The organism is Streptomyces sp. NRRL F-5650, from assembly GCF_000721365.1.
In the GTDB taxonomy this organism is placed as follows: Bacteria; Actinomycetota; Actinomycetes; order Streptomycetales; family Streptomycetaceae; genus Streptomyces; species Streptomyces ardesiacus.
The window spans coordinates 92,913-105,944 of the sequence record NZ_JOGV01000001.1 but is presented as its reverse complement, the minus strand read 5'-3'; the positions used below and the strand labels follow the sequence as shown (position 1 = coordinate 105,944).

Annotated in this window: 13 protein-coding genes; 9 read left to right on the top strand and 4 right to left on the bottom strand. The window is 73.9% G+C overall.

Annotated elements, in window-relative coordinates; all coding sequences use genetic code 11:
• The first annotated feature begins 32 nt into the window (after positions 1 to 32).
• The 7 genes from IG88_RS0100530 (at position 33) to mug (ending at position 6,826) form a co-directional block, all read left to right on the top strand.
• On the top strand, positions 33 to 923 hold the full coding sequence (locus IG88_RS0100530; RefSeq protein ID WP_031033582.1) for an LLM class F420-dependent oxidoreductase: 891 nt from the start codon (positions 33 to 35) through the stop codon (positions 921 to 923).
• 81 nt (positions 924 to 1,004) lie between these two features.
• A complete protein-coding gene (locus tag IG88_RS0100525) occupies positions 1,005 to 1,430 on the top strand; it encodes a GNAT family N-acetyltransferase (protein ID WP_031033580.1) in 426 nt (141 codons plus the stop codon).
• Positions 1,431 to 1,513: 83 nt separating this feature from the next.
• Entirely contained in the window at positions 1,514 to 2,872 is a 1,359-nt protein-coding gene (locus IG88_RS0100520) for a hemolysin family protein (RefSeq protein ID WP_031033578.1), read from the top strand.
• A complete protein-coding gene (locus tag IG88_RS0100515) occupies positions 2,869 to 3,882 on the top strand; it encodes a hemolysin family protein (RefSeq protein WP_031033576.1) in 1,014 nt (337 codons plus the stop codon). Before IG88_RS0100520 ends, IG88_RS0100515 begins: the two co-directional genes overlap by 4 nt.
• Positions 3,883 to 3,961: 79 nt before the next feature.
• On the top strand, positions 3,962 to 4,744 hold the full coding sequence (locus IG88_RS0100510; RefSeq protein ID WP_031033574.1) for an SGNH/GDSL hydrolase family protein: 783 nt from the start codon (positions 3,962 to 3,964) through the stop codon (positions 4,742 to 4,744).
• 85 nt (positions 4,745 to 4,829) lie between these two features.
• Positions 4,830 to 6,272: an adenylosuccinate lyase gene (purB, locus tag IG88_RS0100505; RefSeq protein WP_031033571.1), complete on the top strand. Its 1,443-nt coding sequence runs from the start codon at positions 4,830 to 4,832 to the stop codon at positions 6,270 to 6,272.
• 44 nt (positions 6,273 to 6,316) lie between these two features.
• A complete protein-coding gene (gene mug / locus IG88_RS0100500) occupies positions 6,317 to 6,826 on the top strand; it encodes a G/U mismatch-specific DNA glycosylase (protein WP_078861367.1) in 510 nt (169 codons plus the stop codon).
• Positions 6,827 to 6,835: 9 nt separating this feature from the next.
• Here mug and IG88_RS0100495 read toward each other — a convergent pair whose 3' ends face one another.
• Positions 6,836 to 7,276 carry a hypothetical protein gene (locus tag IG88_RS0100495; protein ID WP_031033568.1) on the bottom strand — a complete coding sequence of 147 codons (441 nt, stop codon included), beginning with the start codon at positions 7,274 to 7,276 and terminating at the stop codon, positions 6,836 to 6,838.
• A gap of 535 nt (positions 7,277 to 7,811) precedes the next feature.
• Between IG88_RS0100495 and IG88_RS0100490 the strand changes: the two genes are divergently transcribed.
• A complete protein-coding gene (locus IG88_RS0100490) occupies positions 7,812 to 8,966 on the top strand; it encodes an ROK family transcriptional regulator (RefSeq protein WP_031033566.1) in 1,155 nt (384 codons plus the stop codon).
• 106 nt (positions 8,967 to 9,072) lie between these two features.
• Here the strand turns inward: IG88_RS0100490 and IG88_RS0100485 are convergent, their stop codons facing one another.
• The gene (locus tag IG88_RS0100485) at positions 9,073 to 9,834 is read right to left on the bottom strand and encodes a GntR family transcriptional regulator (RefSeq protein ID WP_031033563.1); all 762 of its coding nucleotides are present in this window, start codon (positions 9,832 to 9,834) and stop codon (positions 9,073 to 9,075) included.
• Positions 9,835 to 10,021: 187 nt separating this feature from the next.
• Positions 10,022 to 10,909 carry an RNA polymerase sigma-70 factor gene (locus tag IG88_RS0100480; RefSeq protein WP_031033561.1) on the bottom strand — a complete coding sequence of 296 codons (888 nt, stop codon included), beginning with the start codon at positions 10,907 to 10,909 and terminating at the stop codon, positions 10,022 to 10,024.
• 139 nt (positions 10,910 to 11,048) lie between these two features.
• Here IG88_RS0100480 and IG88_RS0100475 point away from each other — a divergent pair, with 139 nt between their 5' ends.
• Positions 11,049 to 11,930 (top strand): alpha/beta fold hydrolase, encoded by an 882-nt coding sequence (locus IG88_RS0100475; protein ID WP_031033560.1) that lies wholly within the window; start codon positions 11,049 to 11,051, stop codon positions 11,928 to 11,930.
• Here the strand turns inward: IG88_RS0100475 and IG88_RS0100470 are convergent.
• On the bottom strand, positions 11,882 to 12,751 hold the full coding sequence (locus IG88_RS0100470; RefSeq protein WP_031033558.1) for an alpha/beta fold hydrolase: 870 nt from the start codon (positions 12,749 to 12,751) through the stop codon (positions 11,882 to 11,884). The genes IG88_RS0100475 and IG88_RS0100470 overlap by 49 nt on opposite strands.
• Between the last annotated feature and the right edge of the window lie 281 nt (positions 12,752 to 13,032).

Below are 13,032 nucleotides of genomic sequence, written 5' to 3'. Positions count from 1 at the left end.
GGTCCGAAGTCACCGGTGTGTGAGGAGAGTTCATGCCACGCCCGTTCCGTTTCGGCGTCAACCTGATGAGCGCCGCCCCGGCCGACGAGTGGGACGCCAAGTGCCGCCGGGCCGAGGAACTCGGGTACGACGTGATCCTGGTGCCGGACCACCTCGGCATGCCCGCGCCGTTCCCGGCGCTGGTCGCGGCGGCCCGGGTCACCCGGCGTCCCCGGCTCGGCACGTTCGTGCTCAACGCGGGCTTCTGGAACCCGGCGCTGCTGGCGCGGGAGGTGGCGACCACGGACGCCCTGACGGGCGGGCGCCTGGAACTCGGCCTCGGCACGGGCTACGTCCGCGCGGAGCACGACACCGCCGGTCTGGCGTTCGGCTCGCCCGGCGAACGGGTGGACCACCTGCGGCGCACCGTCGAGGAGCTCCAGCGGCTGCTGGGCGACGAGGAGTGGCTGCCCCGGCCCGTGCAGCGGCCCGGGGTGCCGCTGCTGATCGGCGCGAACGGCGACCGGATGCTGGAGCTGACCGCCCGGCACGCGGACATCGCCGCGTTCACCGGCGGGCGGACCGTGCGGGGCAGCGCGACGGGACAGTTGCTGCCCCTGACCGCTGGGGAGCTCGACGAGCGCGTCGCCCGGTACCGGGAGCTGGCGGCGGGCCGGGGGGAACCGGCGGAGCTGAACCTGCTCGTCCAGATGGTCGCCGTCACCGAGGACCGCGCGGCCGCCGTCCGCCCGTACCTGGAGCACCTGCCCCACCTCACCCCCGGCCAGGCGCTGGAGCTGCCCATCTTCCTGGCCGGAACGCTGGAGCAGATCACGGCGCAGGTGCGGGCGCAGCGCGAACGGTACGGCTTCACCTACCTCACGGTGCTGGAGCCGTCCATGGAGGCCTTCGCCCCGGTGCTGCGGGCCCTGCGCGAGGACTGACCGCCGGCGGCCCGCCCGCGCCCGCGGGTCCACATGCCGGAATTCCGCACCCGGTCCGGGCCCGCGTGATGGGATCACGGCATGACTGATCTGCGCATACGGCCCGCCGGGCCCGAGGACCTGGACCCCGTGCTGGCCTTCTGGAAGACGGCCGCCGAGGGGACGAGCATCAGCGACGACCGGGAGGGCGTGGAGCGCCTGGTGGCGCGCGACCCCGAGGCGCTGCTCCTGGCCGAGCTCGGCGGGGAGCTGGTGGGCACGGTGATCGCGGGTTTCGACGGCTGGCGCTGTCACCTGTACCGGCTCGCGGTGCACCCGGAGCACCGGCGCCGGGGCATCGGGACGGCCCTGCTCGCGGCGGCCGAGGACCGGTTCGCCGGGCTCGGCGGGCGCCGCGGGGACGCGATGGTGCTGGTGCGCAACGAGCGGGCCCAGCATGCCTGGCGGGCGGCCGGGTACGAGCCGCAGGAGCAGTGGCGGCGCTGGGTGAAGCACCTGACCGGCTGAGCGTCCGCGGGGCGGAGGGCCGACGGGCTTGATCATCGGGCGGACCCGCCGTTCCTGGTCGATCATGGAACCGAGGTGAGCCGATGACCGAACTGCTCCTGCTGCTGGTGGCGATCCTGCTCTCGCTCCTGTGCGGCGCCTTCGTCGCTGCCGAGTTCTCGCTGACCACCGTCGAACGGGGGGAACTGGAGCGGGCGGCGGCGCGAGGCGAGCGGGGCGCGGCGAGCGCCCTCAAGGGCGTACGGAACCTGACCTTCCAGCTCTCCGGCGCCCAGCTCGGCATCACCCTCACCAATCTGGTCGTCGGCATGCTCGCCGAGCCGTCGGTCGCGGCGCTGCTCTCCGGGCCGCTGGAGGACCTGGGCATGTCCCGTTCGGCGGCCTCCTCGCTGGCGCTGGTGGTCGGCACGGCGCTGTCGACGGTCTTCCTGATGATCGTCGGCGAGCTGGTGCCGAAGAACTGGGCGATCTCCTCGCCGCTGGCCGTGGCCAAGCGGGTGGGCGGCCCGCAACGCTGGTTCAGTGCCGCCTTCCGGCCCTTCATCACCCATCTGAACAACACCGCCAACCGTGTCGTGCGCCGCTTCGGCGTGGAGCCCGCGGAGGAACTGGCCTCCGCGCGGGGGCCGCAGGAGCTGGCGGCGCTCGCCCGGCACTCCGCCAAGGAGGGCGCGCTGGAGGCCGACACGGCCGAGTTGTTCGTGCGCACGCTGAACCTGGCCGACCTGACGGCGCAGCAGGTGATGACCCCCCGGGTCCAGGTCGTGGCCCTGGAGGCGCGGGCGACCTGCGAGGACGTGGCGAACGCGACCCGGGCGACGGGCCTGTCCCGGTTCCCCGTCTACCGGGAGACCCTGGACGCGGTGGTCGGCACGGCGCACGTCAAGGACGTCCTGGCGGTGCCCGCCGAGCGGCGGCCGGGGATGCCGGTGGCCGACCTGATGCGCGAGCCTCTGCTGGTGCCCGAGTCCCTGACCGTGGACCGGCTCCTGGACCGGCTCTCCGGCCGGCGCACGATGGCCGTGGTGATCGACGAGTACGGCGGGACGGCGGGCGTGGCCACGCTGGAGGACATCGTCGAGGAGGTCGTCGGCCAGGTGCGCGACGAGCACGACCCGCACGAGACGCCCGACCTCGACGCGGCCGGCACGGACGCGTCGGGGCACGCGCTGTACTGGGCCGACGGCTCGGCGCGCGTGGACCGGCTCGAACGGCTGGGGCTGCGGGTGCCCGAGGGACCGTACGAGACGGTCGCGGGGCTGATCGCGGCCGGTCTCGGGCGCATCCCCGCCGTCGGTGACCGCCTCGACGTCGCCGGCTGGCGGCTGGACGTCGTGGAGGCCACGGGGCACAGGGCGTCCCGGGTGCTGATGCGCGCCCCCCTGGACGACGCGGCCGGGTCCGGCTCCGGCAAGGAGGACGAAGGGGAGGCCGGCCGGTGACCGCCGTACAGCTGCTGATCGGTCTGGCGACGCTGGTCGTCAACGCGTTCTTCGTGGGCGCCGAGTTCGCGCTGATCTCCGTACGCCGCAGCCAGGTGGAGCCGTACGCCGAGGAGGGCGACGCCCGGGCCAAGCGCGTGCTGTGGGGGCTGGAGCACGTGTCGGCCCTGCTGGCCGCGGCACAGCTCGGCATCACCCTGTGCACGCTGGTCCTCGGCATCGTCGCGGAACCGGCGATCGCCCACCTGCTGGAACCGGTGTTCCACGCGGTGGGTGTGCCGTCGGGCGCGGGGCACGCCGTGTCCTTCGTGATCGCCCTGACGCTGGCGACGTACCTGCACATGCTGCTCGGCGAGATGGTGCCGAAGAACATCGCGCTGGCCGAGCCGGTGCGCAGCGCGCTGCTCCTCGGGCCGCCCCTGGTGGCGTTGTCCCGGGCCCTGCGGCCGGTGATCTTCACGGTCAACGCCTTCGCGAACGGGCTGCTCACGCTGCTCAGGGTCGAGGCGAAGAACGAGGTGGCGGCGACCTTCACGGACGCGGAGCTGGCGGAGATCGTCAAGGACGCCGGCGAGGCCGGGCTGATCGACGACCGGGCCCGGGAGCGGCTGCACGACGCCCTGGAGCTGGGCCGCCGGCCGGTGCGGGACGTGGTGCTGCCGCTGGAGCGCGTCGTCCACGCGCGCGTGGGCATCACACCGGAGCAGTTGGAGCGGCTTTCGGTGGAGTCGGGGTTCTCCCGGTTCCCGGTGGTGGACGACGGCCGGCGGATCGTCGGCTACCTGCACGTGAAGGACGCCCTGGACGCCTCGCCGCGGGACCTGCCGTTCCGGCTGCGGGACATGCGTCCCATCGCCCGGGTGCGCGAGCGCACCCCGCTGGACGACGTGCTCACCGCGATGCGCCGCAGCCGTACCCACCTGGCGGCCGTGCTCGGCCCGGACGGGCGGCTCGCCGGACTGGTGACCATGGAGGACGTGCTGCGGGAGCTGTTCGGGCAGCGGACGTGAGCGGCGTCCGCGCGGCCCGGGCCGGCTTCGCGGGGCGACCGACCGGCGGGTATGTGCGGGCGATACCATGTCCGTCGCCATGCAGACGAACCCCGCCTACACCAGTCTCGTCGCCGTCGGCGACTCCTTCACCGAGGGCATGTCGGACCTGCTGCCCGACGGCTCCTACCGGGGCTGGGCCGACCTCCTCGCCGCCCGGATGGCGGCCCGCTCCCCCGGCTTCCGGTACGCCAACCTCGCGGTGCGCGGGAAGCTGATCGGGCAGATCGTCGACGAGCAGGTGGACGTGGCCGCCGCCATGGGGGCCGATGTGATCACCCTGGTCGGCGGGCTCAACGACACGCTGCGGCCCAAGTGCGACATGGCCCGGGTGCGGGACCTGCTGACCCAGGCCGTGGAGCGGCTCGCCCCGAACTGCAAGCAGTTGGTGCTGATGCGCAGCCCGGGCCGGCAGGGCCCGGTCCTCGAACGGTTCCGGCCGCGCATGGAGGCGCTGTTCGCCGTCGTCGACGACCTCGCGCAGCGGCACGGCGCGGTCGTCGTCGACCTGTACGCGGCCCGGTCGCTGGCCGACCCCCGGATGTGGGACGTGGACCGGCTGCACCTGACGGCCGAGGGCCACCGCAGGGTCGCGGAGGCGGTGTGGCAGGCGCTCGGTCACGAACCCGAGGACCCCGACTGGCACGCCCCGGTCCCCGCGACGCCGCCGCCGGGCTGGGTGGCGCGCAGGACCGCCGACGTCCGCTTCGCCCGGCAGCACCTGCTGCCGTGGATCGGCCGCAGGCTGACCGGCCGCTCTTCCGGGGACGGCCTGCCGCCCAAGCGCCCGGAGCTGCTCCCCTACGGGGATCCCGCGCGGTGATCCCCGCCGCCGGGACGCCTTCGTAGCTTCCGACGAACGGCCCCGCGGCGCCGACCTGCACGAATCGCCAGTAGAATCCGTCCACGTGACTTCCGCTCCCGCCAAGCCCCGCATCCCGAACGTCCTCGCCGGACGCTACGCCTCCGCCGAGCTCGCCACGCTCTGGTCGCCCGAGCAGAAGGTGAAGCTGGAGCGGCAGCTCTGGCTCGCCGTGCTGCGGGCCCAGAAGGACCTGGGCATCGAGGTGCCCGACGCCGCGATCGCCGACTACGAGCGCGTCCTCGACCAGGTCGACCTGGCCTCGATCGCCGAGCGCGAGAAGGTCACGCGGCACGACGTGAAGGCGCGGATCGAGGAGTTCAACGACCTCGCCGGGCACGAGCACGTGCACAAGGGCATGACCTCCCGCGACCTCACGGAGAACGTCGAGCAGCTCCAGATCCGGCTCTCCCTCGAACTGGTCCGCGACCGTTCGGTGGCCGTCCTGGCCCGCCTCGGCAAGCTGGCCGGCGAGTACGGCGAGCTGGTCATGGCAGGCCGCTCCCACAACGTCGCCGCGCAGGCCACGACGCTGGGCAAGCGGTTCGCCACCGCCGCCGACGAGCTGCTCGTGGCCTACGGCCGCCTGGAGGAGCTGCTCGGCCGCTACCCGCTGCGCGGCATCAAGGGCCCCGTCGGCACCGCCCAGGACATGCTGGACCTGCTCGGCGGCGACGCGGGCAAGCTCGCCGAGCTGGAGCAGCGGATCGCCGGGCACCTCGGCTTCTCGCAGGCGTTCACCTCGGTCGGCCAGGTCTACCCGCGCTCCCTGGACTACGAGGTCGTCACCGCGCTGGTGCAGCTCGCGGCGGCGCCCTCCTCGCTGGCCAGGACGATCCGGCTGATGGCCGGGCACGAGCTGGTCACCGAGGGTTTCAAGCCCGGCCAGGTCGGCTCGTCCGCGATGCCGCACAAGATGAACACCCGCTCCTGCGAGCGCGTCAACGGCCTGATGGTGATCCTGCGCGGTTACGCCTCGATGACCGGCGAGCTGGCGGGCGACCAGTGGAACGAGGGCGACGTGTCCTGCTCGGTGGTGCGCCGGGTGGCGCTGCCCGACGCGTTCTTCGCGCTGGACGGGCTGCTGGAGACGTTCCTGACCGTGCTCGACGAGTTCGGTGCCTTCCCGGCCGTCGTGGCCCGGGAACTGGACCGCTACCTGCCGTTCCTGGCCACCACCAAGGTGCTGATGGGCGCGGTGCGGGCCGGTGTGGGCCGGGAGGTCGCCCACGAGGCGATCAAGGAGAACGCCGTCGCCTCCGCGCTGGCGATGCGTGAGCAGGGCGCCGAGCGCAACGAGCTCCTGGACAAGCTGGCCGCCGACGCGCGCATCCCGCTGGACCGGGCGGCCCTGGACGCGCTGATGGCCGACAAGCTTTCCTTCACCGGTGCCGCCGCCGACCAGGTCGGTGCCGTCGTCGGCCGGATCGAGGAGGTCGTCAAGCGGCACCCGGAGGCCGCGGGCTACACCCCCGGAGCCATCCTCTGACCCGCTTCACCCGCGCCGAGCTGGAGGCCGCCCGCGACCGTCTGCTGCCGGACGTCGTCGCGGACGGCCTGCGGGTGCTGTTCTGCGGCATCAACCCGGGTCTGCTGTCGGCGGCGACGGGGCACCACTTCGCCCGTCCCGGCAACCGCTTCTGGCCGGTCCTGCACCTGTCCGGGTTCACGCCCCGGCTGCTGAAGCCGTCGGAGCAGCACGAGCTGCCGTCGTACGGGCTCGGCGTCACCAACGTCGTGGCGCGGGCCAGTGCGCGGGCGGACGAGCTGAGCGCCGAGGAGTACCGGGAGGGCGGGCGGCTGCTGGTCGCGAAGGTGGCGCGGCTGAGGCCCCGCTGGCTGGCCGTGGTCGGCGTCACCGCGTACCGGACCGCCTTCGGCGAGCCGAAGGCTCAAGTGGGCCCCCAGGAGCGGACGTTGGGAGGTACGCGGGTGTGGGTGCTGCCCAACCCGAGCGGGCTCAACGCGCACTGGACGGCGCAGACGATGGCCGAGGAGTTCGCCCGGCTGCGGGTGGCCGCGGAGAAACCGCCGGGCGCGTAGCCGGGGCGGTCACGGCGGTGCCTCCCGCGTGACCACGGCCAGCAGCCGCACCTCGTCCGCCTCGTCGCGGTCGGCGACGGCCACCGCGACCCAGCGGCCGGTGCCCTCCGCCTCCCAGAGGCAGGCCACGCGGGCGCGGGCGCTCAGAGCGGCCCACGGCTCGGGTATCTCCTCCCGCTCGGTGCGCAGCAGGACCGTCTGCAGGTTCCAGGGGGCCGTCTCGCCCCAGCGCGCGGCGAGCCGTTCCCAGAGCGCGTCCCGCTCCTTCTCGTACTGCTCCACCGTCACCGCCCGCTCCGCCGGGTCACGGCCGGCGAGGCCGCGGCTGCTCTCCAGCACCTCCGTGAAGCTCCCGGGGACCGTCGGGTCGCCGTCCGGCGGGCCGTGCTCCGCCGGGAAGGGCCGGAAGCACAGCTCGTCGATGAGGGCGAGGTGCCGCGCGATGTCCATGCGTCCAGTAAACCTGCCCCCACTGACAATTGGCGGGGCGTCAGCCGGCCCTCGCCGGCCGGCCGTGCTCAACGGCGCCGGAGGCGACGGCCGGCCGCGGTCCGGCCCGGCCGGGCCTGGTCCGGGGCGGGGCCGGGGCGGGGCCGGTGAACAGCGGGGCGAGGTCGAGAAGGCGGGAGGTGCCGGACGCCCCGGCCCGGCGCGCAGAACGCGGCGGCCGCCGCAGCCGAGCGGCGCGCGCGGCGTTGGACCGGGCCCCGCCGACCGGGCGGGAGGGCGAGGTGGTGCGGCCGACGGTGCGGGCCGTCGAACGCGGGGATCGCCGCGCGGGCGAGCGGTCGGCACGGAGCGGGTGACGTCGCACGTGAGCCCCGTACGGGCCGCGCCCGTGCGGTGATCACGGCGTACGGGTGGGGGTTCGTGGCACCCGGTTGGGCAGTGGCCGCGGGTCCCGAAGGGGCGGACCGGCGCTCGCCGGGGGTCGGCGGGCCGAGTACCATCCGGCCAACACGCGCACTAGCTGGGAGGACGGACCTTGGCAGGCCTGACCGGCGGGGACCCGTCGCTGTTGCGGAGGATCAACTCCGCTGTGGTGCTGCACGCGTTGCGTGCGACGGACTCCGCGACGCTGACGGAGATCACCCGCGTGACGGGGCTGTCCCGGCCGACCGTCGAGGGCGTCGTGGAGGGGCTGATCGAGGCCGGTCTGGTCGTCGAGGCGGCTCCCGGCGAGGGCGCGGCCCGGCGACAGGGCCGGCCCGCGCGGCGGTTCCGGTTCCGGGCGGAGGCCGGGCACCTGCTGGGCCTGGAGATCGGCCCGCACCGCGTCGCCGCGCTCCTGTCCGGCCTGGACGGCCGGGTGATCGGCGCCCAGGCCAAGGACGTGGACGAGAACGCGTCGGCCGACGAGCGGCTGGAGCGGCTGCGCACGGCCGTCGCCGAGCTGCTGCGCCGGGCCGGTGTGGCACGCGGTTCCCTGCGCGCGGTCGGCGCGGCCACCCCGGGCATCGTCGAGGCGGACGGCACCGTGCGGCTGGGGACGGCGCTGCCGGGCTGGACGGGGCTGGGGCTGGGCGAGCGGCTGCGGCGTTCCTTCAAGTGCCCGGTGCTGGTCGAGAACGACGCGAACGCGGCGGCGGTCGCCGAGCACTGGAAGGGCTCCGCCACCGAGTGCGAGGACATGGTGTTCGTGCTGGCCGGGCTCAGTCCCGGGGCGGGGGCGCTGATCGGCGGGCGGCTGCACCGGGGGTACGGCGGGGCGGCCGGGGAGATCGGCGCGCTGCACCTGCTGGGCCGGGACGTGACGCCGGAGACGCTGCTGTCGACCACGGACCAGCCGCTGCACCCGCTGGACGAGCAGGCCGTCGCCAAGGTCTTCGCCGAGGCCCGGGACGGGGACGAGCGGGCCCGCGCGGCGGTCGAACGGTTCATCCAGCGGCTGGTGCACGACGTGGCGGCCCTGTCGCTCGCCCTCGATCCCGAGATGGTCGTCATCGGCGGCTGGGCGGCCGGGCTGGACGGCGTGCTGGAGCCGTTGCGCCGGGAACTGGCCCGCTACTGCCTGCGTCCGCCGCGGGTGGCCCTGTCGTTGCTCGGCGAGGCGGCGGTGGCCACGGGCGCGCTGCGGCTGGCCCTCGACCACGTGGAGGAGCAGCTCTTCGCGGTCGAGGGCGCGACGGCCCGCCGCTGACCGGGCGCCGTCGGCCCGGGGGCCCGGCGGGAGCGCCGCCGGGCGTCGGACCCGGGCGGCCGGTGTCGGGGCGGCGGGCGGGCGGCCCCGGTGGTGGGCCCAGCGGTCAGGATGCCCGGGTCTCGGGACCGTGGTGGATGTGCACGTCGCCCGAGTCGCCGAAGGTCAGCCGGCAGGTGTCCGCGCGGTAGGTGGCGACGGAGAGCGCGGCGGTGCGGCCCCCGGCGAGGTAGCGGGTGGTGACCACGAGGACGGGCGCGCCGGGGAGGCGGTCCAGCTCCTTCGCGTCGTCCGTGCCGGCCGAGCCCAGCTCGACGGCGCTCTCCCGCCCCTCCAGCGCCCCGTGCTGCAGTTCCCGCAGCACGGCACGCGCGCGGGCGGCGCCCGAGGGGGCGTCGATCGCGGGGAGACCGGGCACCGAGGACGAGGGGACGTACAGCAGTTCCGCGGCGACCGGCTGGCCGTGGCTCACGCGGGAGCGGCGGACGGTGTGGACGGGCTCGTCGCGGCCCGTGTCCAGGGCGTCGGCCACGGCGGCGGGCGGTGCCGCGAGGACGCAGTCGGCCGGCTGCCAGGCGTCGTCGGCCGTGCCGGGCCAGGCGTGCTCCGGGGTGCCGACGGCCACGCCGACGCGCGGCGGGGCCACGGTCGTACCGACGCCGCGCCTGCGCTGGAGCCTGCCCTCCAGTTCGAGCTGTTCCAGGGCCTGGCGCAGGGTCGCGCGGGCGACGCCGAAGCGGGCCGCGAGATCGCGTTCGTTGGGCAGGACCTCGCCCACCTCGAACTCCGAGTCCAGGGCCTCGCTGAGCACGGTCCTGAGGTGCCAGTACTTGGGCTCCGGCACCCGTTCCAACTGCGTGGTCCCCACCCTGTCCTCCGCAATCGCCGTGGTACGGCGGCGTTTTGACGCCCTTGTTTATTAAAGGTTGTTGCAGTTCTCTGCGACGATAAAACGCTCCACCCCCTTGGTCAAGACCAATCCGGCGAACGGGACGGCCCCGGTGCCCGCCGGAGAACGGGGACCGGGGCCGCGAGGGAGCGGAGAGGCATCGGGTCTAGGGAGCGTCGGCCAGGGATACCAGTTTGTCCGGGTTGCGGATGATGTACACCGCCTGGATGCGCCCGTCGGCGACGTCCACCTGGATCACGGAGTCCGGCTTGCCGCCGGAGCGGACCAGCACGGCGGGGCCGCCGTTGAGTTCCACGAACCGGAAGGAGGCGTCGGGAACCCCCTGCCGTGCGACGCCGAGCAGGAAGCGGCCCACCTTGCCGGAGCTCTCCAGCACGCGCAGCGGCGCCTTGGAGCGGCCGCCGCTGTCGCCCACCAGCCGGACGTCCGGCGCGAGGACGGCCAGCAGCCCGGCCAGGTCGCCCTCGACCGCGGCGGCGAGGAAGCGTTCGGTGAGGGCGCGGCGCTGCGACGGGTCGACGTCGTAGCGGGGCCGCCGCTCCTCGACGTGCTTGCGGGCGCGGGCGGCGAGCTGGCGGACCGCGGCCTCGCCGCGCTCCAGCATGGCGGCGATCTCCGCGTACGGATAACCGAACGCCTCCCTGAGCACGAACACCGCCCGCTCCAGCGGGGACAGCGACTCCAGGACGACGAGGACGGCCAGCGAGACCGAGTCGGCGAGGACGGCCCGCTCGGCGGTGTCCGTCACGGCGTCCCCGAAGTCGGTGGCGTACGGCTCGGGCAGCCACGGCCCGACGTAGGTCTCGCCCCGTGACTTGATCTGGCGCAGCCGGTCGACGGCGAGGCGGGTGGTGACGCGCACCAGGTAGCCCCGTGGTTCGCGCACGGCGGCCCGGTCGGCGCCGGACCAGCGCAGCCAGGCTTCCTGGACCACGTCCTCGGCGTCCGCCAGGCGGCCCAGCATGCGGTAGGCGACGCCCAGGAGGACGGGCCGGTGCTCTTCGAAGACGTCGGTCGCGGTGTCGGTCGTCACCGTTCCATCCCAGCGGACCCGTCCGGCGGTGTCCAGGCGGAATCGCCCCCGCCGGGCACTGGGGGCTACCCGTCGGTAGCTCTTACTGACAAGCTGTCTACCCGACGTCCGCCCGCGACACGTACCGACAAGGAGTCCCATGCCGTCCGTGACACTCTCCTTCACGGCCCCCACCGGGCACGGCCCGCAGGACATCACCCTCGCGTACTCCCGCGCGGGCACCGGCGAGCCGCTTCTCCTGCTGCACGGCATCGGTCACCACCGGCAGGCCTGGGACCCGGTGGCGGACATCCTCGCCACCGAGCGCGAGGTGATCGCCGTGGACCTGCCGGGCTTCGGCGAATCGTCCGAGCTGCCGCCCGGCCTGCCGCACGACCTGCCGACGACGAGCGCGGTACTCGGCTCCTTCTGTGCGGCCCTGGGTCTCGACCGACCGCACGTGGCGGGCAACTCGCTGGGCGGCCTGCTGGCCCTGGAGCTCGGCCGGGAGAACCTGGTGCGGTCGGTGACCGCGCTGTCCCCGGCCGGGTTCTGGACGGAGCCCGAGCGGCGCTACGCCTTCGGTGTCCTGACCGGCATGCGCCGCACGGCGCGCGCTCTGCCGCTCCCCCTCGTCGAGCGGCTGTCCCGCACGGCCCTCGGCCGCACCGCCCTGACCAGCACGATCTACGCCCGCCCCGCACGGCGCTCCCCCGAGGCCGTGGTCGCCGAGACCCTGGCGCTCGCGCGTGCCGAGGGGTTCGCCGAGACGCTGCGGGCCGGCCGGAGCGTGCTGTTCACCGATGACGTGCCGGCTGTCCCCGTCACCGTGGCCTGGGGCCAGCGGGACCGGCTGCTCCTGCCCCGGCAGGGGATACGCGCCAAGCGGGCCATCCCTCGCGCGCGGCTGGTACGGCTGCCCGGCTGCGGCCACGTCCCCATGAACGACGACCCGGCGCTGGTGGCCCGCGTCGTCCTGGACGGCAGCCGTGCTCAGGACGCGAGCGCGGCGAGGACCTCCTTCAGCACGGTCGCGTTGTAGGGCATGCTCACGTGCGGGGTGTGGTCGTCCGGATCGATGTCCTGCAGGAGGATGTTCTTGACGTAGCGCCCCTCCGTCTGTTCCAGGGCGCAGGAGGTGTACGGCGTGACCACGTCGTCGTACTTCGTCGCGATGACGGTGTGGCGGACCCCCTCCGTCGTCTCGCCGAGCTCGGCCAGCTCGCGCTGGAAGGGGTGGCCGTGCTGCAGTTGCGGCCAGGCCGGCACGACCTCCCCGACGGCGCCCTGTTCGAGCAGTTCCACCGCGCCCGGGATCTGGCGGGCCAGGTTCATCAGGCCCTGGGCGGTGACGCCGTGATTGCTGGGTGAGATGCCGACGAAATTGTGCACCTTGGGCCCGCCGCCCAGCGCGTTGAGGAAGTAGCGCGGCATCATGCCGCCCTGCGAGAAGCCCACGAGGTCGACCTGCTGGGCGCCGGTGCGGCGGAGCACCTCGTCGACGAATTCGGCGAGTTGCCGCGCGGAGTGCTTGATGTCTCCGAGGCCGAAGATCACCGGATTGCCGTGCTGGCCGTAGTCGAGCCGGAAGACCCGGTGCCCGTGCCGGCGCAGCAGTGGGGTCGCCGTGTTCCAGGTGTAGCCGCGATTGCCGAAGGTGCCGTGCACGAGCACCACCGGACGTGGATGTTCTTCGCTCGGCGGGGCGTTCCAGTCGTCTTCTCCCGCCTGCACGTCGACGGTGGCGATGACCTGCGCTCCGCCGGCCTGGACGACCGCGCCCACGCGGTGCGGCGACTCGGTGATGTCGGTGACGACGTCGTCCGAATTGACGCCGGGCAGACGGGGGTTGAGGAAGCTCACGGTGTTCTCCCCTTTCTCCGGAGAAATGCGGTGAAGGTGGAACCGGCTTCCCAGTCTCACGTCCATCGAATTACGCAACGATCCCTCGGGCGGGGGAAAGAATTCACTCCATGAAGTAAGTAGGGTTCACATTTTCGAATCTCTCGGAGAGAGGGCCCGGAACATGTGCCCGGGGGCGTGTTCCGTTCACCGCGCGCCGCCGTTCCTGCGTCAACGCGCGGGCACCGAGGGGATGTTGCGAAACGGGGGTCGGGGTACGGCCCGAGCGTAAAGACAGTTGA

Excerpts from the sequence above, each read along its gene's own strand:
- IG88_RS0100530 (WP_031033582.1), top strand. The coding sequence starts at position 33 with ATGCCACGCCCGTTCCGTTTCGGCGTCAACCTGATGAGCGCCGCCCCG.
- IG88_RS0100525 (WP_031033580.1), top strand. The coding sequence starts at position 1,005 with ATGACTGATCTGCGCATACGGCCCGCCGGGCCCGAGGACCTGGACCCC.
- IG88_RS0100520 (WP_031033578.1), top strand. The coding sequence starts at position 1,514 with ATGACCGAACTGCTCCTGCTGCTGGTGGCGATCCTGCTCTCGCTCCTG.
- IG88_RS0100510 (WP_031033574.1), top strand. The coding sequence starts at position 3,962 with ATGCAGACGAACCCCGCCTACACCAGTCTCGTCGCCGTCGGCGACTCC.
- IG88_RS0100495 (WP_031033568.1), bottom strand. The coding sequence starts at position 7,276 with ATGGACATCGCGCGGCACCTCGCCCTCATCGACGAGCTGTGCTTCCGG.
- IG88_RS0100475 (WP_031033560.1), top strand. The coding sequence starts at position 11,049 with ATGCCGTCCGTGACACTCTCCTTCACGGCCCCCACCGGGCACGGCCCG.